General features: G+C 40.7%; 25 protein-coding genes and 1 riboswitch. Of the genes, 18 read left to right on the top strand and 7 right to left on the bottom strand.

Annotated features, from left to right (window positions below):
- Positions 1-10 precede the first annotated feature (10 nt).
- Positions 11-490 (bottom strand): DinB family protein, encoded by a 480-nt coding sequence (locus D3873_RS09370; RefSeq protein ID WP_119883789.1) that lies wholly within the window; start codon positions 488-490, stop codon positions 11-13.
- Between the two features lie 112 nt (positions 491-602).
- Between D3873_RS09370 and D3873_RS09365 the strand changes: the two genes are divergently transcribed.
- The 3 genes from D3873_RS09365 to hutH all read left to right on the top strand — a co-directional run bounded on the left by D3873_RS09365 (position 603) and on the right by hutH (position 4,019).
- Complete coding sequence (locus D3873_RS09365; RefSeq protein ID WP_119883788.1) at positions 603-1,118, top strand: sigma-70 family RNA polymerase sigma factor; 516 nt, start codon at positions 603-605, stop codon at positions 1,116-1,118.
- Complete coding sequence (locus D3873_RS09360) at positions 1,108-2,412, top strand: DUF4179 domain-containing protein (protein WP_119883787.1); 1,305 nt, start codon at positions 1,108-1,110, stop codon at positions 2,410-2,412. Before D3873_RS09365 ends, D3873_RS09360 begins: the two co-directional genes overlap by 11 nt.
- A 110-nt stretch (positions 2,413-2,522) precedes the next feature.
- Positions 2,523-4,019: a histidine ammonia-lyase gene (hutH, locus tag D3873_RS09355; protein WP_119883786.1), complete on the top strand. Its 1,497-nt coding sequence runs from the start codon at positions 2,523-2,525 to the stop codon at positions 4,017-4,019.
- Positions 4,020-4,299: 280 nt separating this feature from the next.
- On the opposite strand, the gene D3873_RS09350 is transcribed toward hutH, so the two are convergent.
- The gene (locus D3873_RS09350; protein ID WP_119883785.1) at positions 4,300-5,535 is read right to left on the bottom strand and encodes an NAD(P)/FAD-dependent oxidoreductase; all 1,236 of its coding nucleotides are present in this window, start codon (positions 5,533-5,535) and stop codon (positions 4,300-4,302) included.
- A 141-nt stretch (positions 5,536-5,676) separates the two neighbouring features.
- Between D3873_RS09350 and D3873_RS09345 the strand changes: the two genes are divergently transcribed.
- Genes D3873_RS09345 through D3873_RS09335 form a run of 3 tightly spaced genes read left to right on the top strand, consistent with a single transcriptional unit; the run spans position 5,677 to position 7,973 of the window.
- Positions 5,677-6,234, top strand: coding sequence for an NADPH-dependent FMN reductase (locus D3873_RS09345; protein ID WP_119883784.1), 558 nt, complete (start codon positions 5,677-5,679; stop codon positions 6,232-6,234).
- 1 nt (position 6,235) lies between these two features.
- On the top strand, positions 6,236-7,132 hold the full coding sequence (locus tag D3873_RS09340) for a 5'-3' exonuclease (protein WP_274379950.1): 897 nt from the start codon (positions 6,236-6,238) through the stop codon (positions 7,130-7,132).
- A 13-nt stretch (positions 7,133-7,145) separates the two neighbouring features.
- Positions 7,146-7,973, top strand: a complete 828-nt coding sequence (locus D3873_RS09335; RefSeq protein ID WP_162920178.1) for an STAS domain-containing protein — start codon at positions 7,146-7,148, stop codon at positions 7,971-7,973.
- Here the strand turns inward: D3873_RS09335 and D3873_RS09330 are convergent.
- Positions 7,960-8,481 (bottom strand): C39 family peptidase, encoded by a 522-nt coding sequence (locus D3873_RS09330; protein WP_119883782.1) that lies wholly within the window; start codon positions 8,479-8,481, stop codon positions 7,960-7,962. The genes D3873_RS09335 and D3873_RS09330 overlap by 14 nt on opposite strands.
- Positions 8,482-9,609: 1,128 nt before the next feature.
- On the opposite strand from D3873_RS09330, the gene D3873_RS09320 reads away from it, so the two are divergent.
- The 3 genes from D3873_RS09320 to D3873_RS09310 are packed head-to-tail and all read left to right on the top strand — an operon-like array spanning position 9,610 to position 12,328.
- Positions 9,610-10,857, top strand: coding sequence for a GNAT family N-acetyltransferase (locus D3873_RS09320; protein ID WP_119883780.1), 1,248 nt, complete (start codon positions 9,610-9,612; stop codon positions 10,855-10,857).
- A 12-nt stretch (positions 10,858-10,869) separates the two neighbouring features.
- On the top strand, positions 10,870-11,505 hold the full coding sequence (locus D3873_RS09315; RefSeq protein ID WP_119883779.1) for a TetR/AcrR family transcriptional regulator: 636 nt from the start codon (positions 10,870-10,872) through the stop codon (positions 11,503-11,505).
- The gene (locus D3873_RS09310) at positions 11,489-12,328 is read left to right on the top strand and encodes a GNAT family N-acetyltransferase (RefSeq protein WP_119883778.1); all 840 of its coding nucleotides are present in this window, start codon (positions 11,489-11,491) and stop codon (positions 12,326-12,328) included. Before D3873_RS09315 ends, D3873_RS09310 begins: the two co-directional genes overlap by 17 nt.
- Positions 12,329-12,336: 8 nt before the next feature.
- Here D3873_RS09310 and D3873_RS09305 read toward each other — a convergent pair whose 3' ends face one another.
- The 4 genes from D3873_RS09305 to D3873_RS09290 all read right to left on the bottom strand — a co-directional run bounded on the left by D3873_RS09305 (position 12,337) and on the right by D3873_RS09290 (position 13,893).
- A complete protein-coding gene (locus tag D3873_RS09305; protein ID WP_119883777.1) occupies positions 12,337-12,801 on the bottom strand; it encodes an STAS domain-containing protein in 465 nt (154 codons plus the stop codon).
- 120 nt (positions 12,802-12,921) lie between these two features.
- Positions 12,922-13,242, bottom strand: coding sequence for a thioredoxin family protein (locus D3873_RS09300; protein WP_119883776.1), 321 nt, complete (start codon positions 13,240-13,242; stop codon positions 12,922-12,924).
- Between the two features lie 94 nt (positions 13,243-13,336).
- Positions 13,337-13,636 carry a spore coat protein gene (locus D3873_RS09295; protein ID WP_119883775.1) on the bottom strand — a complete coding sequence of 100 codons (300 nt, stop codon included), beginning with the start codon at positions 13,634-13,636 and terminating at the stop codon, positions 13,337-13,339.
- On the bottom strand, positions 13,633-13,893 hold the full coding sequence (locus D3873_RS09290; RefSeq protein WP_119883774.1) for a hypothetical protein: 261 nt from the start codon (positions 13,891-13,893) through the stop codon (positions 13,633-13,635). The genes D3873_RS09295 and D3873_RS09290 overlap by 4 nt, the downstream gene beginning before the upstream one ends.
- Before the next feature lie 142 nt (positions 13,894-14,035).
- Between D3873_RS09290 and D3873_RS09285 the strand changes: the two genes are divergently transcribed.
- From D3873_RS09285 to D3873_RS09245, 9 genes are all read left to right on the top strand, one after another.
- Positions 14,036-14,953, top strand: coding sequence for a proline dehydrogenase family protein (locus D3873_RS09285; protein WP_119884520.1), 918 nt, complete (start codon positions 14,036-14,038; stop codon positions 14,951-14,953).
- 440 nt (positions 14,954-15,393) lie between these two features.
- The gene (locus D3873_RS09280) at positions 15,394-17,754 is read left to right on the top strand and encodes a 3-hydroxyacyl-CoA dehydrogenase/enoyl-CoA hydratase family protein (RefSeq protein ID WP_119883773.1); all 2,361 of its coding nucleotides are present in this window, start codon (positions 15,394-15,396) and stop codon (positions 17,752-17,754) included.
- A 27-nt stretch (positions 17,755-17,781) separates the two neighbouring features.
- The gene (locus D3873_RS09275) at positions 17,782-18,954 is read left to right on the top strand and encodes an acetyl-CoA C-acetyltransferase (RefSeq protein WP_119883772.1); all 1,173 of its coding nucleotides are present in this window, start codon (positions 17,782-17,784) and stop codon (positions 18,952-18,954) included.
- 24 nt (positions 18,955-18,978) lie between these two features.
- Positions 18,979-20,751 carry an acyl-CoA dehydrogenase FadE gene (locus D3873_RS09270; RefSeq protein WP_119883771.1) on the top strand — a complete coding sequence of 591 codons (1,773 nt, stop codon included), beginning with the start codon at positions 18,979-18,981 and terminating at the stop codon, positions 20,749-20,751.
- 822 nt (positions 20,752-21,573) lie between these two features.
- Positions 21,574-21,936, top strand: a complete 363-nt coding sequence (locus D3873_RS09265) for an arsenate reductase family protein (protein WP_119883770.1) — start codon at positions 21,574-21,576, stop codon at positions 21,934-21,936.
- Between the two features lie 71 nt (positions 21,937-22,007).
- The gene (gene gcvH, locus D3873_RS09260; protein ID WP_119883769.1) at positions 22,008-22,388 is read left to right on the top strand and encodes a glycine cleavage system protein GcvH; all 381 of its coding nucleotides are present in this window, start codon (positions 22,008-22,010) and stop codon (positions 22,386-22,388) included.
- Between the two features lie 73 nt (positions 22,389-22,461).
- On the top strand, positions 22,462-22,803 hold the full coding sequence (locus D3873_RS09255; protein ID WP_119883768.1) for a toprim domain-containing protein: 342 nt from the start codon (positions 22,462-22,464) through the stop codon (positions 22,801-22,803).
- An 11-nt stretch (positions 22,804-22,814) separates the two neighbouring features.
- The gene (locus D3873_RS09250; RefSeq protein WP_119883767.1) at positions 22,815-23,129 is read left to right on the top strand and encodes a thioredoxin family protein; all 315 of its coding nucleotides are present in this window, start codon (positions 22,815-22,817) and stop codon (positions 23,127-23,129) included.
- 60 nt (positions 23,130-23,189) lie between these two features.
- Positions 23,190-23,297: riboswitch (SAM riboswitch) on the top strand.
- 99 nt (positions 23,298-23,396) lie between these two features.
- On the top strand, positions 23,397-24,413 hold the full coding sequence (locus tag D3873_RS09245) for a methionine ABC transporter ATP-binding protein (RefSeq protein WP_119883766.1): 1,017 nt from the start codon (positions 23,397-23,399) through the stop codon (positions 24,411-24,413).
- Position 24,414 lies beyond the last annotated feature (1 nt).

The raw sequence follows: 24,414 nt of genomic DNA, 5'->3' as shown, positions 1-24,414 counted from the left end.
AGCAATTGTCTTATTGATCTCTTGTAAAGTAAATATAGTCGATCGGAATTCCTTCGTAGCCAAATGTTCGAAGGAATGTGGTAATTTGTCCCCGATGATAGGATGCATGGTTGATGAACGTAAAGAGCATATCTTCAAGTTCCGTTTCAAATGTTGCACCTTTGACGTTTTGGAATGTGAGAACCTTGTGCCAATCTTCTTTTTCAAGCGAATAAAAGTAGTCTTCCATTTCCTCATGAAGTTCTGTAAATAATTCTTGTATCTCCTCGATGTCTTCAAATTCGAAGTGTTTCCATGTTGGAGAAAATTCGCCTTTCATTCGCAAAAACCACAAATATTCCACACCGATGACATGAGCGTAAGTTGCCTTCATCGTCGGGAAAGAGCTTTTTGCTTCTTTCGTGAATGTATCTGGTGCAGTGTTTTTAACATGTTGCAATAATTTTTGGGTTGCCCATTTGTGATAATTCCACATTTTAATACCGTCCATTTAAAAACCCCCTTTTTAACAGTTTACATAAGTTGAAAAAATTTTTCGATTTAAATGAACTATATCTCGATTAACTAGTCTAATGTTAAATGAAAGAGTGCGAGGTGAAAAAATGGAACTAGATGAGATCAAACGTGCAATTGACGGAGATGATGAAGCGTTTCTCACGTTGTTTTCAACGTATCAAGTCGATTTATATAAGACTGCACTTGCTTTTTTGCGTAATGAACACGATGCAGTGGAAGCGATTCAAGAAGTAACGTACCGAGCGTATAAGAAAATACATACAGTGAAAGAGCCTAGTTACGCGAAAACATGGCTCATACGAATAATGATAAATTATTGCCAGGACCAGATAAAACGAAAGAAGCGGTTCCGTTTTTTATTGCCATCAGATGAGCGACATGTAACACCATCCAATCGATTAGAAATTCAAGAATTGCTACAAACATTACGACCAAAAGATCAAGAATTGATCTATTTGAAATATATATTGGAAGTGCCAATTAAAGAAATTGCGGTGGTGAAGAATTTACCGGAAGGAACGGTAAAGTCGCGATTGCATCGAATCGTTCGAGAGCTTCGAGAAACGCACGGATGGAAGGAGGAGAGTCCTCATGTCTATTAAAGAGAGTGTGTATATGGAAAAATTGAGAGATGAACTAGACCAGCAATCAGTTCCTGAAGATCAGCTGTATTCTTCAGTGATGAAAGGATATATGCGAGCAAAAGCGGAGAGGAAGATTCGCGTGAAGCAGTCTCGAAAAGTAAGTGTTGTACTAATTGCCGCAGTTGCATTGCTTTTAGTGTTGCTTAGTTTAAGTGATCAAACATTACGTCCAGTTCAACTTCTTCAGAAGGTACCAGGATTGGAGTGGGTATGGAAAAATGATTCGTTACAAGGAATGGAATTGAATATTTCGGAAAGTAGCGCGTATCAACGAGTAGATAAATCACAAACAGTTGATGGCATGACTTTTACAATAGATGGAATTATCGTAGATCAAACGACAATTGCGCTCGATTATCATCTCGCATTACCGTCGGATTCTGTAGGACTCGGTGGTGATACATTTCTTTTTACTGTGGATGATAAGTTTGTAGTAACGGAACAGTCTTGGGGAAATTTTCAAGAAAATGGAAATGGAAAGAAAGTAGACGATACGTATGTTGCGATTGTTCGAGACCCAATTGACATGGATGCGAAAGAGTTAAATGTTTCCTATAGTGTCACGTTAAATGCAAAAAATTATGCGTTCACTCTTCCTATCGAGATTGAAAAAGTTGCGGATGTAACGAAATACGCGACCAAAAAAACCTCATTTGAACTAGATGGACAGTCTTTTAGTGTAAAACGTGTGGTTGTTCACCCGGGAATTACATCGATTGAAATAGAGGAAGACAAAAATAATACCTATAAAGTTTTACGATTTTTAGATTTACGTCTAGAAGATTCCAATGGCCATCAATCTTTGCCAGTAAAAAATGGAATTATTTCAACAGATGCAGAAAATGGAAACAAAGTCTATTATGTGCAGTCGAATATATTGAATGAATCAGAAGAACTTTCCCTGAAGCTAAATCGAGTAGAAGCACTTCCGAAAGACAAGGCGTTCATAACAATCGATACGGAAAAGAAAACGTTACAAAATCCGATGGAGGATGGAATGCTCTCGTTGGGAAAAGTGACGCCAACAGAAATCGAAGTAATCTATTATATGGACTCCGTTTCTTCGAACTTATTAGGAAATGTTGAGGATGCAAATGGGAAGGCTATTCCGACTTCTTACAGCGAGTCATCCGATGGACGTGAGATGATTAAGTTAGACACGTCGAATTATGAAAACCCGTTACGAATTTCGCTTATCTCCTATCCAAATGAGATGGAAAAGGCGATTCGTATTCCCTTGAAATTGGAATAATCACTTTAGCACGCTACTACGTCACTTCTGTATCTTGTTAAAATTTGGAAATAATTAATTGAATCCCTTCCTTACGAGCTTTATACTCGGCATATGGGGAGGGTTTTTCAATGATTACATTAACAGGTTCGACATTGACGCTGGAAGAAATGCGTCGTATTTTATTTCAACAAGAAGAAATTCAGTTAGATACAGAAGCACTAAAACGGGTGCAAAAGAGCCGTGATTCGGTTGATCGCATCGTCGCGAATAAAGAAACGATTTATGGGATTAACACTGGGTTCGGGAAGTTCAGCGATGTGAGCATTGACGAGAAGGACGTTCGTGCACTGCAACTCCATTTAATCCGTTCGCATGCGTGTGGAATCGGTGATGCATTTCCAGAAATGGTGTCTCGTGCGATTGTGGTGCTTCGCTTAAATGCCCTATTGAAAGGGTTCTCGGGGATTCGAGTGGAGGTTGTGGAGCGCTTAGCGTTTATGGCGAACCATCACATTCATCCAGTGATTCCAAGTCAAGGTTCGCTTGGAGCTTCTGGAGATTTGGCGCCGTTATCTCACTTAGCTTTAGTGTTATTAGGGGAAGGCGCTATTTGGAATGAAGGGCAGAAAATCGATGCTTCGAACGTGTGGAAAGATCGCGGGATGGACAATATTGTGCTGGAAGCGAAGGAAGGTTTGGCGTTAATAAACGGAACGCAAGCAATGACTGCGCAAGGTGTGGTGAATTACTTAGAAGCGGAAACACTAGCCTATCAAAGTGAATGGATCGCGGCAATGACCATGGAATCGCTCCGTGGAATACGAGATGCTTTCCGAGAAGAAATCCACATTGCACGTGGGTATCAAGAACAAATCGCTGTGGCGAGTCGAATGCTAGAGTGGATGGACGGAAGTCAACTAATTTCCGCGCAAGGAGAACACCGCGTTCAGGATGCGTATTCTCTGCGATGCATCCCACAAATTCACGGCGCAAGCTGGCAAGTATTGAATTATGTGAAAGAAAAATTAGAAATTGAAATGAATGCAGCAACCGATAATCCATTGATTTTTGAAGATGGGGAAGTGGTCGTGTCTGGTGGGAATTTCCACGGACAACCAATCGCTTTTGCAATGGACTTCTTAAAACTTGGCGTAGCAGAGCTTGCGAATGTCTCGGAGCGACGTATTGAACGTCTGGTGAATCCGCAATTAAATGATGGATTGCCGGCATTTTTAAGTCCAGAACCCGGCTTACAGTCAGGTGCAATGATTTTACAATATGCAGCGGCGAGTCTTGTGTCCGAGAATAAAACACTTGCGCACCCAGCGTCTGTGGACTCGATTCCATCTTCTGCGAATCAAGAAGATCACGTGAGCATGGGGACAATCGGTTCTCGACACGCAGCACAGATTATTCAGAATGCACGTCGAGTGCTTGCTATTGAAACATTATGCGCACTTCAAGGCACGGAATATCGTGGTGTAGAAAAAATGGCTCCGAAGCTACGCGCGAAATGGGATGAGCTACGAAAAGTTTGTCCATCCGTTGTGGAAGATCGCATTTTCCATCATGACGTGGAACGAATCGCCGATCATTTATACGAAGACACTGGAAAATCGAAATAAAGAGGAAAAGGAGCTGCTCTTTTTTGGGCAGCTCTTTTTTCATGTGTGCTGTTTCAATTAGAAAGACTTTCGCAGGAGAAAGTCTACCGAATGTAAGGTTGGACATGTAATAGAAAAATGGTATAAATGACAGAGAAATAGCTTGCAAAGCTCTTTATGAGCGGTTTTGACTAATTTATGAACTCTTACAATTTAGTAATAATCGTTTAATGCGATAATAACATCGCTTATGCTGATTTTTGAGCGTTCAACCGCAGTTTATGAGCGGTAAACGTTCCGATTATTTGATGCCGTATTTTCGTTCGAGCTGTACAAGATCTGCATCTGGATGAAAGCCGTTTTCCATTAACTCTGCGATCATTTTAGATCCTAACATACTGTAGACGGTTCCATTTCCACCGTACCCAAGCAAATAATAATGTCCTTCTTTTGTCGGATGCTTGCCGATAAAAGGCAAGTTATCAATAGACTCCCCGAACGTGGCACCATAAGCGAATTCGACAACAGTATCAATTTGAGGAAATAATTTCTTTAATTCTATCCGTAATTTTTCCGCGTGTTCTGCAATCACTTTTTCTGAAGCTGGTGCTTCTGCTTTATCTTCGTCTAATCCACCAATCAAGATGCGTCCTTCAGCCGTTTGACGAATGTATAAATAGGGCCTTGCTGTTTCCCATATGAGCGTACCTTCATGCCAAATGTCTTTGTTGCCAGATGTTTTGACTCCTTGATTAATCACATTCGTGACCATTGCATAGGAACGATTGATATCTGCACCAATTCGATGTCCAACTGGTAATGTTTCATAGCCGGTTGTCCACACTATTTTCTCGGTAACAAATTCTCCTGCTGATGTTTTTACATGTAATAACGAATTTTCTTCATGCACGTCTCGGACATCTGTATAAGGGAAAATGGACACACCTTTGTCGATTAAGTGCTTGACGATACCTTGGACGAATTTATACGGATTTACTTCTGCATCCTCATATGTAACAAGCGCTGCAGGTTTTGAGAATCCCAGTTTTTCGGTTACCTGCTCTTCATTCCAATAATCGCAAGGGAATCCGAATTTTTTTAAGGTCTCATATTCACGCTGTAATTTTTCGACATGAGAATCCTCACTTGCATAACAAATACTCGGACGAACGATGAAGTCCGGATCTATTGGCAATTCACTTGCCACACCGCGAAGTTGTCCCATTGCTTCAAAACAAAGTTCATAAAACCGAACTGCATCGCGTTCGTCAATTTGATCAATCAATTCATGCAGCATAATATCGTTTGAGTATTGCAACAGGCCAGTATTTGCCATGGTGCTTCCGCTACCGGGCATACGTTTATCAAGAAGTGCTACTTTCCAGCCTTTTTCAACTAAAGCGAGGGCGGTTAAACTTCCGGACATACCTCCACCCACTACTATTACATCATATAATGCGTCTTTTTCCATTGAAGGTATCTCTACAGGCTCTGGAAATGTCGAATTCCAGTAAAGCAGTCCATTATGTATATCCATCTTTCATCCTCATTTCACCTTTTTTAAAGGTTTACCCCGAGTTCTATTTTTGTAAGCATGCTATACTGAAGGAAATGTGCTGAGACGCTTTTCATTGGAATAAAAGAGGTTGGTACTCAGTGAAAATAGAGGAGTGGAATCATGCAAAAAGTAGCATTACTATGCGGAAGTTTACGAAAAGATTCTTACAATAAAGCGTTATTAGAATTTGTGAAGGCGAACTTTGGAAAAGAAATCGATATGTTTTTCGTCGACTATTCCCAATTGCCGTATTTTAATGAAGACATAGAGACACCTTATCCAACAGAAGTACGCGCAATGCTAGATACCTTACAGGATATCGATGCGGTCGTTATGAGTATGCCGGAGTATAATCACTCTATCCCGGGTGCGTTTAAAAATGCACTTGATTGGTTATCCCGTAGAGAAAAACCACTTGCTGGAAAACCTGTTCTTCTAATGGGCGCATCTACTGGTCCGGTAGGAACTTCTCGTGGACAAAACCATCTGCGCTTGAGTTTAAATGCTCCTGGTATGCAATGTTTAGTGATGCCAGGCAATGAAATACTTGTCGGGGCTGCAAAAAGTAAATTTGAAAATGGTCAATTGACGGATGAAAGTACGATTGAATTTATCGGAAACGTTTGGAAGAAATTTGAGAAATGGGTGAAGATTGCCCCGAAGTGGATGGAGGAATAAAGTGACTGGCGAACGCGAACGACCTCATTTACTCATTGTGGACGGAATGGCACTATTATTTCGCTCGTTTTTCGCAACGGCTGCTTTTTCACAATACTTTCCAAACTCAAAAGGAATACCAACGAATGCCGTTCAGGGTTTTGCGCGTCATGTGATGTCTGCGAAACAGTTGATGAATCCCACCCATTTAGCCATCACATGGGATATGGGTGCCCGTACGTTTCGCAATGATTTATTCGACGGGTACAAAGCGAACCGTCCTGCACCACCAGAGGAAATGCTTCCACAATTTGATATGGCAAAACAAGTGGCTGATTTGATGGATTGGACAAGCTTTGGGGTTGTTGGAAAAGAAGCAGACGATGTCATTGGATCGCTTGCTTGTAAATTTGAAAACGAAGCGGACATGACGATTATTAGCGGAGATAAAGATTTACTCCAACTTTTGTCGCCTTCTACGACGATTGCTTTTACGAAAAAAGGGTATACAGAATATGACGTTTATACGTTGCAACGATTCCAAGAGGAATATTTGCTCGAACCGAAGCAATTTGCTGATGTAAAGGCATTTATGGGAGACTCGAGCGATGGTTATCCGGGTGTGAAAGGGATTGGCCCGAAAAGTGCGTTACAATTTATTCAAAACCACGGTTCTATCGATGGAGTCCTACAAAATATGGCTTCACTAAAACCTGGTCAACGTAAGAAAATTGAAGAATCACTGGAGATGCTAAAGTTGTCAAAAGAACTTGCAACGATCGATTGTGAAGTCCCGCTAGACGTCACGTTAGATGCATTGAAAGTAAATGATTATACGAAGAAACATATCGATGCGTTAAGTGAACAAGAATACCGAATCACCTTGCGTCATTTGCAATCATTATTTCCGATAAAGTAGTGGAGGGATTTTTTTGAGTAACAGATCCTATTTCGTACATATGAAAGATGTTATTTTGGCGAATGCAGAACAGTTAGCAACATTAATTACAGAGAAACAAAATGAGACGTATAAAGAATTAAAGGATTCAACTATCGACTTTTTGTCGATGCGAATAGAGTTAGTAGAGATGTACGGAGCATGTATGGGCTTATCCGAAGGTCAACGTGAGGAATTATTGAAAGAATGGGGAGAAAAATCAGGTACTTATACCGCAAGTCATGGCGATGTTTCGCTAGACATGATGCTTAGGGAAGTACCTCACTATCGAACCATTCTTGGAGACTTAATATTTGAAGAAGCGGAAAAACTGAAACTTACGACACGCGAATTTTACGAGGTCATCTCCTTATTCGACCGTTGCATCAACGATGTCGTATTCTACTTCAGTGTGCCTTTCGTGCAACATGAACAGAAAAAATTAGAAATTTCAAGACAACTTGTAACAGAACTGTCCGTACCTGTTGTACTCATTACAAATCAAATTGCCGTTCTACCTCTCATAGGCTCCATTAATGAAGAACGCGCAAAAGTATTACATGAACGTGCATTAAGTGAAGCCGCTCGCCTTCAAATCTCATACATGTATGTCGATTTATCCGGTGTGCAAACGATTGATACATATGTCGCGCAGCAATTATTTCACTTACTTGACTCCTTAGCATTACTAGGTATTGAAGGAAAGGTAAGTGGCATTTCGCCAATCATCGCACAAACACTAGTGCAACTTGGACTCGACTTTGGACGATTTGAAAGCTTCTCTTCGTTAAAACAAGCACTTGCAGAACTTAAACCAAACTAGAATGTGGGCGGATCCTTACAAACGTGAGGATTCGCTTATTTTTTGTATACGAAACTTTACGAATATGACTCTCTTTTGTCGGTGAGCCATTATCATGTATAAATAAACGCACCTCTCCGTTTACTTCTTCAAATCCAATCAACGGGACCCAGTGATAGGAAAACTCAAAATCAGAACGGAATTGAAATCGGAAATAGCGGTCAAATTTCATCGCCACAGGACGACCTTGTTGTAACTCTTCCAACGAATCCTCTAACGAGATTGTCTCAATATCCCACGAAGAACCAAGCAACTTCCGCAATCTTCTTTTCATTCGCCACGTAAAAAGTCCAATTCTCGTCGTCCCAAGTAATGCATACAACTCATTCATCCCATATGGACACGCATTCGGCATCCAATAATTCAACAGCGTAAAAACCGTTACAGGGCCACATGCCGAATTTCGACTAGCCGCCTCAATCGACGTATCATGTTGAGAAAACCCTTCTACATCCAATAAAACCTTCATGATAATCCCCTTTCAAGTAAGCAGGAATACGATTCAATGTGAAAAAAGTATAGCTTACTAGAAGAAAAACTGCCAAGGATAGAGGTAGCAGGGAAGGGTGAAAATGGCGTGCTACATTGGGATAATTTATCAGGCTATCATTATGGTTGTAAAAAATAAAAAGATTTTCGGTCAACCGAAAATCCTCCGAATGAGTAAAAGAGAAACTAGATACTGGATACACATAACGTCTAGATAAAGTAGTAGGCAGTCTATTAATAGGGAATTTCGTAACTTTGGGACACTTAGGCGCGGACATTTGGACACTTTCCTCGGACATTAGGACACTTTCCAGAAACATTGGGACACTTTCCTCGGACATTAGGACACTTTCCTCGGACATTAGGACACTTTCCAGAAACATTAGGACACATTCCTCGGACATTAGGACACTTTCCTCGGACATTAGGACACTTTCCTTGGACATTAGGACACTTTCGCTGGACATTAGGACACTTTCCTCGGACATTAGGACACTTTCCTCGGACATTAGGACACTTTCGCTGGACATTAGGACACTTTCCTCGGACATTAGGACACTTTCCAGAAACATTAGGACATTTTCGCTGGACATTAGGACACTTTCCAGAAACATTGGGACACTTTCCTCGGACATTAGGACACTTTCCAGAAACATTAGGACACATTCCTCGGACATTAGGACACTTTCCTCGGACATTAGGACACTTTCGCTGGACATTGGGACACTTTCCAGAAACATTGAGACACTTTCGCTGGACATTGGGACACTTTCCTTGGACATTAGGACACTTTCGCTGGACATTAGGACACTTTCCTCGGACATTAGGACACTTTCGCTGGACATTGGGACACTTTCCAGAAACATTGAGACACTTTCGCTGGACATTGGGACACTTTCCTCAAACATTGAGACACTTTCGCTGGACATTAGGACACTTTCCTCGGACATTAGGACACTTTCCTCGGACATTAGGACACTTTCCTCGGACATTAGGACACTCTGCCCGCGCAATACATTCACCTTGAAGATTTATTTTGAAGCCATCGATCTCTTTATGCTATATTAAAATTGACTAGTCAGTCGGTTTAAAAAGGGAGGGTGAGAAATTGATACGTTTATTAACAAAAGACGATTATGTAGCGGCTTCACAGTTGATTGCTTCCGCGTATCCTGGTATGGGGTTGGATTCGGAGGAGAAGCTCGAACAATTCCAGGAACGGTTACGGAGTGAGCAGGAAACAAAACAGGATTTGCGATATTATGGAAAATTTAATGTGTACGAAAAGTTAGTTGGCCTCTATCGGCTTCACGATTTTCTAGGGAATATTCACGGGGAAAAAGTGCGTCAGTTTGGTATAGGAATGGTTGCAGTGGATTTTTTTCATAAGAAGGAAAAAGTTGCGTTTGACTTGTTGACGCATTTTCATGAAACTGCGGCTTCAGAAGGCGTTTGCTTCACGACGTTGTATCCTTTTTCCATTCCGTTTTATCACAAAATGGGATACGGGTTAGGACCTACACGTTATGAATTTCGCTTACTTCCAAAAGAATTTCCTTCAAGTGGTGATAAATCGCGCGTTCAGTTTTTCGAAAAGAAGGAGAATAAAGCAATTAATGAGTTGTACGAACGTTTTGTCGATCAAACACACGGGATGATTTCGCGAACATCTAACCAGCTAGATATGATGGAAAAACGAGTGACACATTATGCTGGCGTGAAAGAGGATGATCGAATCACGGCAGCTGTCGCGTACAAGCTAGTTCCAGTAGCTGGTAGCCATTTTCTTGATCAAGAAATGGTAATTTACGAATGGTTTTGGGAGTCATCAGCAGCTTTTCGTGATACATGTGCATGGATTGCTAGTCAGCAAGATCAAGTGGGGAGAGTCGTTTATCGGACGCAGGATGTAAACTTCCTTCATGTAGTAGGAGATCCTAGAAATGATTCCAATATTCTTATTCATAGTGTTTACCATGAAGTGGCAAATGTTGGGGCAGGATTAATGTATCGCATTTTAGATATCGAGAAATTTGTGGCGACCACTCAATTTTCGTATGGAATGAAGCCATCTGAACCAACTAGTTTCACATTTAACGTGAACGATTCTTTTCATTCGCCAAATCAAGGAACGTATGAACTTACGTTCGCACAAGGTAAATGGGAAATCTCGAAATCTACAGACCCTGCTGAGTTTGACATCTCTATTAGTGATTTGTCTGCATGGTGGATGGGCACTGCATCGCTTGCCAGACTTGCGAAGTATGGGAACGTGACATTGCACACACAGCGAGCGGCGGAATTAGACAGGTATTTTCAAGCGCAAGAAATGCCGATGTGTTTGACGAGCTTTTAATGGAGGTGCGAAATGTCTCCAAAAGTAACAGAAACGTATAAACGACAAAAAGTGGAAGAACTTCTTGTTGCTGCTGAGAAGGTTTTTGCGGTTAAAGGATATTACGAAGCAACGATGGATGATTTGGTGAATGAAGTGTCGATGAGTAAAGGCTCCATCTATCACTATTTCTCCAGTAAAGAAGAAGTGTATCATGCGATGCTCGAGCGACTAGTGACGAAATCCTTGGAAATGTTAGAGGAACGGTTGCTCTCTAAATCGTCCGCTACCGAGAAGCTGGCGCATTTGTTTGAAGGATATAAGGAATGGGATTGGCAAGACAGGATGAAACTGTTACGTGCTACCAATCAATTAGAACATTGGATTAATGGCAGTAAAGCGTCGTCAAACGAGCGATATGTAGCGCATGCGAAAAAGTTTGAAGACTTTTTAACACCGATGATTGAGCTAGGGATTCAAGAGGGAGAATTTGACGAGTCAATCTCACCTACTTTAGCCGCAAAATATTTTTGGGTCATGATGGACGGTGTTTTTCTTCATGCCGCCGTGTTGCGACAATCATTTCCGTCAAAAGAAATGATTGAATTTGCACAGCACATGTTCATGAATTATTTACAAAGGGGAGAAAGAAATGGCGATCACGTATAAACGTTTTTCAGAGTTAACGTATGAAGAGGGGCATGCGCTTTTTTTGAAAGGATTTGAAGGGTATTTTATTCCCATGAAGCTAACATTTGACCAATTTACCACCCGTTTTGGCAATGAAGGGCTTTCCCCTGCACTTTCCGTTGTAGCGCTAGAAGAAGGTGTTCCATTTGGGTTTGTTTTACAAGGAATCCGAAAAGTTGGGGAAATGAAAATTTCCTGGAATGGCGGAACGGGAATCATTCCAAGTCATCGCGGGAAGAAGCTCGCAATTGGAATGATGGAAGAGGCAGAGAGAGTATTACTTGAAAACGGCGTAACGCTTCAAACGCTCGAAGCATTGTCCCAAAATGAACCGGCGATTGCTCTGTATGAACGAATGGGGTACAGCCTCACGGAAACGCTACGGTTCTTGAGTGGAAAAGGCAAGTTAGTAGACGAACTGCCTCCATTACGTTCGTTTACAATAGAGCGTGTTCCTGCACATCACCCAATTGGGGAAACTATTTTCCCAAAAGAAGCTCCTTGGCAGTGTATACCTAGTCACGGACCACGGGCTGGCGGAGAAATTGTGTTGTTGAAAAAAGATGAGGCCGTAACTTGCGCCGTTTTACTACGGAAAAATTATGCGACAGGTGATATTACGTTATTCCAAGTAAGTGAAGGAGAAGGAATCGAGCTTCTTCTTGCCCATGCGCTTGAAATGAACGAAGAGGTCAATCGTAATACGTATAACTTATCAGAAAAGTGTGATCGATCCATTGCTTTCTTAATGGCGAATGGATTTGAAGATGCTGGCATTTCGCAAGTATTGATGCACAAATAAAACACCACTTACATACTCGCAAGTGGTGTGCTTGTTTCACGGATTAATTGTTGTAGAGCTGCGCGGAAAGTAACGTACGTTTCTATTTCCACTTGGATTCCAGCGTGCACAATTTCTCGCACAAAACGTGGGTTAAAGCCAACATAGATAGGGCGAACACCCATTAATGCCATCGAATCGTTGAGCTGGAAAATTTCCGATGCTAGGCTATTATAATCAAAGGACGCAACGTCTTCTATAGTTACGCCGGTAAAATCGAAAATCGCGCGTTCAGTGTCTCGTGAATTACCAATATAGGCAAGTGTTTTCGAGCGAATTGCTTCAAAACGAGTTTGATCTATGTATCCAGCAATTGGAATTAAAATAGTGCTTGGTACGATAGAAGGGATAATAGGAGTAGACATATTACGAATAATTTCTACGTATCTCTCCACTTTTTCTCGTAGCATTTGGAGTTCATTAACTTCTGACATGTGACACCTCTAATAGGATATTTTTTACTAGTATACCATGAAAAAACAACATCTCTATAACATTTCAAGAGATGTTGTTTTTATTACGTGGAAAGAATGCAATTTTTCATTTACATCACATCAAGCTTTTTGAGCTTCTAAAAACTCTGTAACTTGTTCAGGAGACTTTGCATTCGCGCTGTGCAAATGTGCTAATTTCTCTCCATTTTTGAAACGCAATAAACTTGGAATGCCTCGAACATCAAACTGTTCTGCAATTTCAGGAAGTTCATCGCGATCGATATCGTACCATTCGTATTGTTGATATTGTTCCACAATTGGGTCAATGAACATATCCATGCGACGACAATCTGGACACCAATTTGCTTGGAATTTAATCATCACTTCTTGACCGCTATTCAAAATATCTTGAAAATCTTTGTTAGTAGAAATTGTTTTCATTTTCATGCCTCCGTATAGTTAGCCTTAGAGTTTACGCCTCTCATTGTACACGGATTGGCAAAAAGGGGAAAGAAATTTGGTTTACTTCGATTGATTATTGCTGCTTAAATTGACTCGAAGTTTGCGAAATTTCTTGTGGCTCAGCTTCTACTAATTGATACCACCCTTTTTCAAACATTTGTTGGTACATGTTTCGTTGTAATTTGGAGATTTCGCTTGATTGATCTGACAACAGTTGAAAAAGTGCTTCATGGCTAGCTTCTTGCGCTGCAATCCCATAGGAATGCACTAAGTATTTTTCAGAAGCCAATGCATCTTGCAGCATATCTCGTTCCCCATATTGAGTTGATCCAGCAGACTGAACGACCGGATTTTGAATCGTTTTACCTGTCATTGTTGCAGACCTCCTTCATGCGCTTTTAAAACACTTTGTAATCGTTGGTTATGTGTTTCGTGTGTTTTTGCTGCATCTTCGAATAAAGAGCGTAATTTTTCACAAGATACTTGTGAAGCATAATACGTCATTTTTTTGGAGACATTCATATTCCAAGAATGCATATCCTTGATATAAGATAGATCTTTCGAGGAAATCATTTTAGGAACAGTTGGATAGGGGATTTGTTCCGTTTGGTTTGATTGAAATAAATTCATTTGTCTACTCCTCCTTTTGGCTATGTATAGTGTGAGAAGACTCGTAAATAATATACATAGGAATTTCGGCGGAAAAATGTTAAAATAGATTTGCTTTATTTAGCAAGAATTTGTGTGATTTAGAGGAGGCTGAAAGCGCATGATTGAGCAATCAATGCGTGATTTCTTTTTATTTTTAGCAAAAAACAAAGCGTTAACAAAAGCTGCCAAAAAGTACGGCTTAAAATTTGGTGCTTCTCGTTTTGTAGCCGGTGAAGATATTGACCAAGCAGTTGCTGCCATTCGTAAATTAAATGAAGAAGGTCTTGTTGTCACAATTGACTATTTAGGTGAATTTGTGGATAACAAGGAAGAAGCAGATTACATGGCGGACAACTGTATCCAAGCGATTCGTGCGATTGGTCGCGAAAAGTTAAAGTCTCAACTTTCATTAAAATTAACTTCATTAGGAATGGATATTTCAGATGAAGTAATTATGAACAACATGCGTCGCGTGTTAGATGCAGCAAAAGAAGAAAATATCTTTGTTACCATCGACATGGAAGACTACGAACGATGTGGCAAAACAATTGAAATTTTCAAGAACTTGAAAAAAGAGTATGACAACGTAGGGACAGTTATCCAAGCCTACCTTTATCGTACGGAAAAAGACATCGAAGATTTGAATGATTACCATCCAAACCTTCGTCTTGTTAAAGGTGCGTACAAAGAATCACAAGAAGTAGCATTCCCTGTCAAAGCGGATGTCGATGAAAACTTCAAAAAAATCATCGGTATGCACTTGATGAATGGAAACTATACGGCAATCGCTTCTCATGACGAAGCAATTATTAACTGGACGAAAGAATTCGTAAAAGAAAATAATATTCCTAATGATCAATTTGAATTTCAAATGTTATTTGGAATTCGTGACGAGCTACAACGTCGCTTAGTAAAAGAAGGGTACAAAATGCGCGTGTATGTTCCTTATGGGACAGACTGGTATGGGTACTTTATGCGCCGTCTAGCAGAGCGACCTGCAAATGTGGCGTTTGTTGCTAAAGGTATGATCAGTAAATAAGTGGATAGTAGAAAATCGAGAGTGCGGATGCTTCCGCCTCTCGGTTTTTTCGTTGCAAGGAGCTTCAGTGGAAGAAAACTGCAGTATATGTAGAACTCCTCCTAACGAAAGGGAAAAATGTGCGATTAGCCATTTGCTTCCATGGAACATTGTGTATTGGAAAAGAATATTCTTTGAAAAAGCGACGTTTACGTATTCGCTTGAATTTTCACCAAAGAGCCCATTTCCTCTCATCGAATCAAACGATGCTTCTTGAAACTATTTCCGCCATCTAAAAAGCTTTTTCACCCATCAACGTTACAAGTATTTCGAACAGGAAAGAATTAAATATTGCGAAAACGGTTACATTCCTCTACAATAAGAAGAGAAATAGGTGGGCTATTTTTTTTAGCTAAAAAATGAATGATGATTCATTCACAAACTTGTTAGGAGGATTTAACGTGGGTTATCAGATTAAAAAAGCAGCTGTTATTGGCTCTGGAGTTATGGGGTCAGGGATTGCAGCACATTTAGCAAATATTGGTATTCCGACATTATTATTGGATATTGTTCCAAAAGATGCCGAGGCTGGCGACGTTAAAGCTCGTAATTCGATTGCACAAGGTGCTCTCGAACGTTTACTGAAGCAAAAGCCTGCTCCACTCGCTTCAAAGAAAAATCTTGCCTTATTAACGGCAGGTAATTTAGAAGATGATTTAGAGAAGTTAAAAGATGTGGACTGGATTATTGAAGTTATTGTAGAAAATTTAGAGATTAAGAAAAACTTATATGAAAAAATTGATGCTGTTCGTACACAAGGAACAATTGTAACGTCGAACACTTCTGGGATTAGCATTAACGAAATGGCGGAAGGTCGTTCAGAAGATTTCCAAAAACACTTCTTTGGGACGCATTTCTTCAATCCGCCTCGCTACTTAAAATTGCTAGAAGTAATTCCTGCGAAAAACACATTGCCTGAAGTGATTGACTTCATGAAAGAATTTGGAGAAGACAAATTAGGTAAAGGTGTCGTGTTAGCAAAAGACACACCGAACTTCATTGCCAATCGTATTGGAACTTACGGCTTGTTAGTAACGCTTCGTGAAATGCTAAACCGTGGCTATTCTGTCGGGGAAGTCGATTCAGTGACGGGACCTGCAATTGGTCGTCCAAAATCTGCGACATTCCGTACACTTGATGTTGTTGGTTTAGACACGTTTGGTCATGTGGCGAAAAACGTCTACGATCAAACAACTGGCGACGAGCAAAAAGTGTTCGAAACACCCGCTGTTTTAACAAAAATGTTAGAAAAAGGTTGGCTTGGCGCGAAATCTGGCCAAGGGTTCTTTAAAAAAGAAGGAAAAGAAATTTTAGAGTTGAATCTCGAGACATTTGACTATGAGCCATCGAAAAAGTTAAAAACACCTTCTTTAGAGATGGCGAAACAAACGAAAGGTCTTGGCAATAAAGTGAAGACACTTGTGTATGCAAAAGACCGCACTGGTGAACTTTTATGGAATATTCTTGCGCCGACTCTTGTATATTCTGCAGAACTTCACGGCGAAATTGCAGATGACATCGTGGCAATCGACCAAGCGATGAAATGGGGCTTCGGTTGGGAGCAAGGTCCGTTTGAAGTATGGGATGCCATTGGTGTAGCGGATTCTGTTGAACGTTTGAAAACAGAAGGATATACAATTCCTGCGTTTGTTCAGCAGTTGCTAGATGCAGGATTCACTTCATTCTACAAAGAGGATGAAGATGGAACGTTAAACTATTTCACTGGTTCAGAATACAAAGAAGTTCCGACGAATGAAAAAGCGATTAACCTAAAGCGTTATAAGAAAAAGCATGGTGTGATTAAGAAAAATAGTGGCGCAAGCTTAATCGATCTTGGAGACGGGATCGCGTTACTGGAGTTTCATTCACCATCGAACTCAATCGGTTTGGATATCATTCAAATGATTAACTTTGCAGTGGATGAAGTGGAGAAGAACTACAAAGGACTAGTCATTGGAAATCAAGGCAAGAACTTCTGCGTTGGGGCCAATCTAGGCATGATTTTGATGGAAGCTCAAGATGACAACATCTTTGAATTAGATTTCGTCGTGCGTTCGTTCCAAAATGCAATGATGAAAATTAAATACAGTTCAAAACCAGTAGTTGCAGCGCCGTTTAATATGGCGTTAGGAGGCGGAGCAGAGGTTTGTTTACCAGCTGCACACATTCAAGCATCGTTTGAAACGTACATGGGTCTTGTAGAAGTGGGCGTTGGGTTAATTCCTGGCGGCGGCGGAAACAAAGAGCTTTACATGAAGCACTTAAAAGGTCTTCCAAATGGTGTTCATATTGACTATCAATTTGTGGCGAATAAAGTCTTCGAATCGATTGCAATGGCGAAAGTGTCGACTTCTGGAGAAGAAGCGCGTGAAAATAACTTCTTAAACTTCGCAGATGGCGTGAGTGTGAATGCGGATCACTTAATTTATGATGCGAAGCAAGCAGCTCTGGCACTGTATGAAAATAATTACAAAGCGCCAGTCCGTGAGAAAATCCCGGTAACAGGGGAATCTGGTTATGCAACCTTATTATTAGGTGCAGAAGGCATGTTCTTGTCAGGATTTATTAGCGAGCATGATTTGAAAATCGCGAAAAAACTTGCATATGTCTTATCAGGCGGTAAAGTTCCTTACGGCACACTGGTTGACGAACAGTATTTGTTAGATTTAGAACGCGAAGCATTCTTGAGCTTAGTAGCAGAGCCAAAATCGCAAATGCGTATGCAACACATGTTAATGAAAGGAAAGCCACTTCGTAACTAATTACGAACGGCTTAAGGAGGTAACCATATGCGTGAAGCAGTAATCGTAGCAGGTGCTCGTACACCTGTCGGAAAATCCAAAAAAGGTTCTCTAGCGACCGTTCGACCAGATGATTTCGGTGCGTTAGTGGTGAGTGAAACGTTAAAACGTGCGGGCTATGAAGGTCCGATTGATGATTTAATCTTAGGTTGTGCAATGCCAGAAGCGGAACAAGGGATGAACGTTGCTCGTAACATTGGTGCACTTGCAGGACTTCCAGATGAGACACCGGCAATTACAATCAATCGATTCTGTTCGTCCGGCTTACAATCGATTGCTTACGCAGCTGAGCGTATTATGCTTGGTTCTGCAGAGGCAATCATCGCGGGTGGCGTGGAGTCAATGAGTATGGTTCCGATGATGGGAAATACGATTCGACCAAATGCGAAACTTGCGGAGACGGCACCTCAATATTATATGGGAATGGGACATACAGCAGAGCAAGTAGCGATGAAGTATGGCATTTCTAGAGAAGATCAAGATGCATTTGCGGTGCGCTCTCATGAGTTAGCTGGAAAAGCAATTGCGGAAGGGAAATTTAAAGACGAAATTGTTCCTGTAGAAGTTATTCGTCGTTATGTAGATGAAAACAATAAGTTCCAAGAAAAGAAATTCATGTTTGAAATGGATGAAGGCGTTCGTCACGGCACGAACATGGAAACACTTGCAAAACTTCGTCCAGCGTTTAACGCAAAAGGAACTGTAACAGCAGGAAACGCCTCTCAAACTTCCGATGGCGCTGGAGCAGTATTAATCATGGACCGTGAAGTGGCAGAAGCACAAGGCTTGAAACCACTTGCAAAATTCCGTTCATTTGCAACTGGCGGGGTACCACCAGAAATCATGGGTATTGGTCCAATCGTTGCGATTCCTAAAGCATTGAAACTTGCAGGACTTTCGCAAGAAGATATAGATGTTTGGGAACTTAACGAAGCTTTTGCATCTCAATCCATTCAAGTGGTTCGTCACTTAGGTATCGACATGGACAAAGTTAATGTCAATGGTGGAGCAATCGCTTTAGGGCATCCACTTGGTGCAACAGGTGCGATTTTAACGTTGAAAATGATGCATGAACTGAAACGTCAAGGGAAGCAATTCGGAGTTGTCACGATGTGTATCGGTGGCGGTATGGGTGCAGCTGGCGTATTTGAAATGCTATAAATTAATTCATTGGAGGAATAAAAAATGACAGAAGCAGTTAAAGGTGGCGCGTTCTTAGTTGAAGATATCGCGGCAGAGAACGTATTTACACCAGAGGATTTCACAGAAGAACAAAAAATGATCGCGAAAACAGCGGACGATTATGTGAAAACGGAAGTACTTCCAGTGTTAGAAAACCTAGAGCACCACGAATTCGAACACTCTGTACGTTTGTTAAAATCTGCAGGTGACTTAGGTTTACTTGCTGCAGACATTCCAGAAGAATACGAAGGCTTGGGATTAGACAAAGTTTCATCTGCATTAATCGCCGAAAAGTTATCAGTAGCAGGTGGATTCTCGATCACTCACGGTGCACACGTTGGTATCGGAACACTTCCAATCGTTTTGTTTGGGAATGAAGAGCAAAAGAAAAAATACTTACCAGCTTCTGCTAGTGGAGAAAAAATCTTTGCTTATGCATTAACAGAGCCAGGTTCTGGTTCAGATGCACTTGGTGCTAAAACGACTGCTAAATTAAATGCAGAAGGAACACACTACGTATTAAATGGTGAAAAACAATGGATCACGAATGCTGGATTTGCAGACGTATTTGTTGTCTATGCAAAAATTGATGGCGATAAATTCTCTGCTTTCATCGTAGAGCGTGCTTTTGACGGGGTATCTGTCGGTGCAGAAGAGAAGAAAATGGGGATTAAATCATCTTCAACTCGTACATTAATCTTAGAAGATGCGAAAGTACCAGTCGAAAACTTACTTGGTGAAGTTGGCCGTGGACACATTATCGCATTCAACATCTTAAATATTGGTCGTTACAAATTAGGAGTAGGTACTGTTGGAGGTTCAAAACGTGCGCTAGAATTAGCAATCGCTTACACAAACCAACGTCAACAATTTAAAACACCACTTTCATCTTTCAACTTAACGAAACAAAAATTAGCAACAATGGCTTCTAAATTGTATGCAACAGAAAGCTTAATCTACCGTACAGTAGGTTACTTCGAAGATCGCATGAGCCAATTGTCTGAAGAAGCACAAAAAGACGGGAAAGAAATTGCAGCAGCAATCGCTGAATATGCAATCGAATGTTCGATTAACAAAGTAGTAGGTTCTGAAGTGTTAGACTACATTGCGGACGAAGCAGTGCAATTACATGGTGGGTACGGATTCATGCAAGAGTACGAAGTAGAGCGCATTTACCGTGATTCTCGTATTAACCGTATTTTCGAAGGAACAAACGAAATCAACCGTATGATCGTACCAGGAACATTCTTGAAAAAAGCAATGAAAGGCGAACTTCCTTTATTGCAAAAAGCGCAAGCGCTACAAGAAGAATTATTAATGATGATGCCAGAAGAAATCGGTGACGAAGCATTAGCGAAAGAAAAATCATTAGTAGCAAACGCGAAGAAAATTGGCTTACTAGCTGCTGGTATGGCTGCACAACGTTTCGGTGCAAAACTAGATGCAGAACAAGAAGTGTTAGTAAACATCGCAAACATTGCAAACAACTTATTCGCAATGGAATCAGCTGTACTTCGTACAGAAAAAGCAATCGCTCGCTCTGGAGAAGAAAAAGCAGCACAAAAAATTCTTTACACAGAAATCTTCTGTCAAGAAGCATTTGAAGAAATCGAGAAATTTGCAAAAGATACATTGATCGCGTCAGTAGATGGCGACAACCTGCGTATGATGCTTTCGGCACTTCGCAAACTAACTCGCACAACTCCATACAACTTAGTAACGAAAAAACGCGAAGCATCTGTGAAGCTAATCGACGCAGAAAAATATATCGTTTAATCGTTCAATTGATGAACCACCTAGGGAATCTCCTAGGTGGTTTTTTAGTGGAAGAAAAAAGGTTTTAACCAACCGAACGTTTTGCATAGCAAAACGAACCTAATGGAAAGTGTTGAATGTACATAAAGCGTTTTGCCTAGCAAAACGATCCTAATGAGTAAGTCATTGGGAAACTTCGCGAAGACATTAGGACACTTCGCGAAGACATTAGGACACTTATCGAAGACATTAGGACACTTATCGAAGACATTAGGACACTAATCGAAGAGATTAGGACACTTATCGAAGACATTAGGACACTTTCGCTGAACATTAGGACACTTCCCGAAAACATTAGGACACTTATCGAAGACATTAGGACACTTTCGCTGAACATTAGGACACTTTCGCTGAACATTAGGACACTTTCGCTGAACATTAGGACACTTATCGAAGACATTAGGACACTTATCGAAGACATTAGGACACTAATCGAAGACATTAGGACACTTTTTGAAGACATTAGGACACTTATCGAAGAAATTAGGACACTTTCGCTGAACATTAGGACACTTTCGCTGAACATTAGGACACTTTCGCTGAACATTAGGACACTTATCGAAGACATTAGGACACTAATCGAAGACATTAGGACACTTATCGAAGAGATTAGGACACTTTCGCTGAACATTAGGACACTTTGCGGAAAAATTGAAATACTTCCCGAATTATTCCCGCGCAACCTTTCGAAGCAGGTTTTATTCTCATCCCTAACGGGTGAAACACATTCCAGGTGAATTACTTCTTACGTTTTTGTTACACTATTTGTAAGGAGTGATTCAGATGAAAGTGACAATTTATGAATACCCAAAATGTGGGACTTGTCGTAAAGCGAAGAAGTGGCTTGAAGAACAAGGTCATGAAGTAGAAGCGATTGATCTTGTGAAAAATACGCCGTCCAAAGAAACAGTGCAATCGATTGTTGCGTCGAGTGAGTTTCCATTAAAACGTTTCTTTAATACAAGTGGAAACAAATATAAGGAATTAAACTTGAAAGAAAAATTACCGACGATGACCGAAGAGGAACAATACGATCTTCTTGTTTCTGATGGTATGTTAATGAAACGTCCACTTGTAACGGATGGAAAAAAAGTGACGTTAGGATTTAAAGAATCTGACTTCGAAGAAAATTGGAAAAACGCTTAGTAGAATCTTGTTTTTCGGTATGGGTTATGTCAAACTGAATGGGAAGATACTTTGTATGTGGAGGGTTATGAATGAGCACACCAAAAGACTTACGTTATTCAGAAGAACATGAATGGGTAAAAACAGAAGATGGAAAAGCACGCATTGGTATTACTCACTTTGCACAGTCTGAGCTAGGGGATATCGTGTTTGTTGAACTTCCACAAGTTGGCGATGAGATTACGGCGAATGAACCATTTGGTAGTGTTGAATCAGTAAAAACTGTTTCGGAATTGTATGCTCCTATTAGCGGGAAAGTTGTCGAAGTGAATAGTGAGTTAGAGGACAGTCCTGAATTTGTTAATGAATCTCCATATGAAAAAGCATGGATGATCGTTGTTGAACCATCTGATGCTGCAGACATTGATTCGTTAATGAGTCCTGAACAATACGAAGAAATGATTCAAGAATAATCGAAACGCCGACACTTGTTCGGCGTTTTTTTCATTGTGTAAGAGAAATGACCCTTTTATAGGAGGGCTACACATGTTAATCGAAAAATTGTTAATTGTCGAAGGATCTTCGGATAAAAAACGCATAGTTCCGCTACTAGCAGAACCGATGGAAATTATTTGCACGAATGGCACAATTAGTCCAACACGTCTAGAGGAATTGCTTGCTCCGTATGATGAACTAGAATTATATGTCTTTGTCGATGCGGATGATTCCGGGGAGAAAATACGGAAATTATTCAAGCGAGATTACCCGGAAGCCTTTCATCTCTATACAGATCCTATGTATCGGGAAGTTGCGACGACGCCATTAAAAGTGTTAGCATCAACTTTAATACACGCGAATATAGATGTAAAAGCGGAGTTTTTGAATTAGTAGGTGACCTCATGGAAGAATGGTCGATTGATCAATGGAATAAGGAACGTACAAATACAGAACAGACTGCATTATTTGTGTATACAACAATGTGTGGAACGTGCCAGGTAGCAGAAAAAATGCTGGCGATTATCCAAACGATGCGACCGAATCTACGCATTGGGAAGATAAATGTACAGTTCGCGTCGCAACTTGTGGAACAGTACAAAATCGAGAGTGTTCCGTGTTTGCTTGTGGAGAAACAAGGCAATATGGAACAAAAACTCTACGCCTTTCAGTCCGTTCCATATTTACTCGAAATTTTTGATAAGAAAACCTTGACGTGATTTTTACCGCGTGATAAAGTAAGTCTCGTACTTAAATTTTCAATTAATTTAATAGTGTAACTCTTATTAAGAGTGGTGGAGGGAAGTGCCCTATGAAGCCCGGCAACCGTCATACTATGTATGAAATGGTGCCAATTCACTCAACGTTAATGCGTTGAAAGATGAGAGATTGGAATACTACTATTTTGTATGGTCCTTTCTGCTTGTCTGCAGAGAGGACCATTTTTTATTGCCCAAAAGTAGGGATAGAGTAAAGGAGTTGACGGCATGATTAACTTGCAAGACATAACAAAGAAATTCACCACGAAATCAGGAGAACTACTTGCTGTCGACAAGGTGAATCTAAAGATAGAACGCGGTGAAATATTTGGCGTGATTGGATATAGCGGTGCTGGGAAAAGTACGTTAATACGGTTGTTGAACGGGTTGGAGAAACCAACCTTTGGTACTGTCTCTGTGAACGGAAAAGAAATTTCGAAAGCTCGAGGCAAAGAGTTGCGAATAGCTAGGCAGAAAATTAGCATGATTTTCCAACACTTTAATCTTATGTGGTCCAGAACGGTGGAAGAGAACATTTCCTTCCCGTTGGAGATTGCAGGAGTTCCAAAAGCGGAGCGGACTAAACGAGTGGCTGAATTAATCGACTTAGTTGGGTTATCAGGTCGAGAAAAATCGTATCCTTCTCAATTATCGGGTGGTCAAAAACAACGGGTAGGCATTGCACGAGCGCTAGCGAATAAGCCGGAAGTTTTACTGTGTGATGAAGCAACATCTGCACTTGATCCAGAAACGACAGATGCGATTCTCGATTTACTTGTAGAAATTAATGACCGACTTGGTTTGACGATTGTGTTAATTACACATGAGATGCATGTCATTCGTAAAATTTGTCACCAAGTGGCTGTCATGGAAAATGGTCAAGTTGTCGAGACAGGGAATGTGTTAGAGGTTTTCCAACAACCAAGAGAAGCAATTACGAAACGATTCGTCTCCTCTATTAGCGGAGTAGAGTCGATTCAACAAACAGCGAAACTTTTACGTGAACATTATCCAAATGGTAAAGTCGTGCAGTTAACTTTCCTTGGGGATAAAACAGAACAGCCGATTCTCTCAAAATTAATCCGACAATTCCCAGTGGAAGTAAACATTGTGCAAGGGTCGATTTCCCCAACGCAAAATGGTTCTTACGGAACGCTGTATCTTCACATTGATGGAGCAGCAGATGAAATTGATCAAGCGATTTACTATTTACATGAGCAAGATGTGAAAACGGAGGTGATCTAAG

The organism is Paenisporosarcina cavernae, from assembly GCF_003595195.1.
Lineage (GTDB): Bacteria > Bacillota > Bacilli > Bacillales_A > Planococcaceae > Paenisporosarcina > Paenisporosarcina cavernae.
This window is presented reverse-complemented; position numbering and strand designations above follow the sequence as displayed.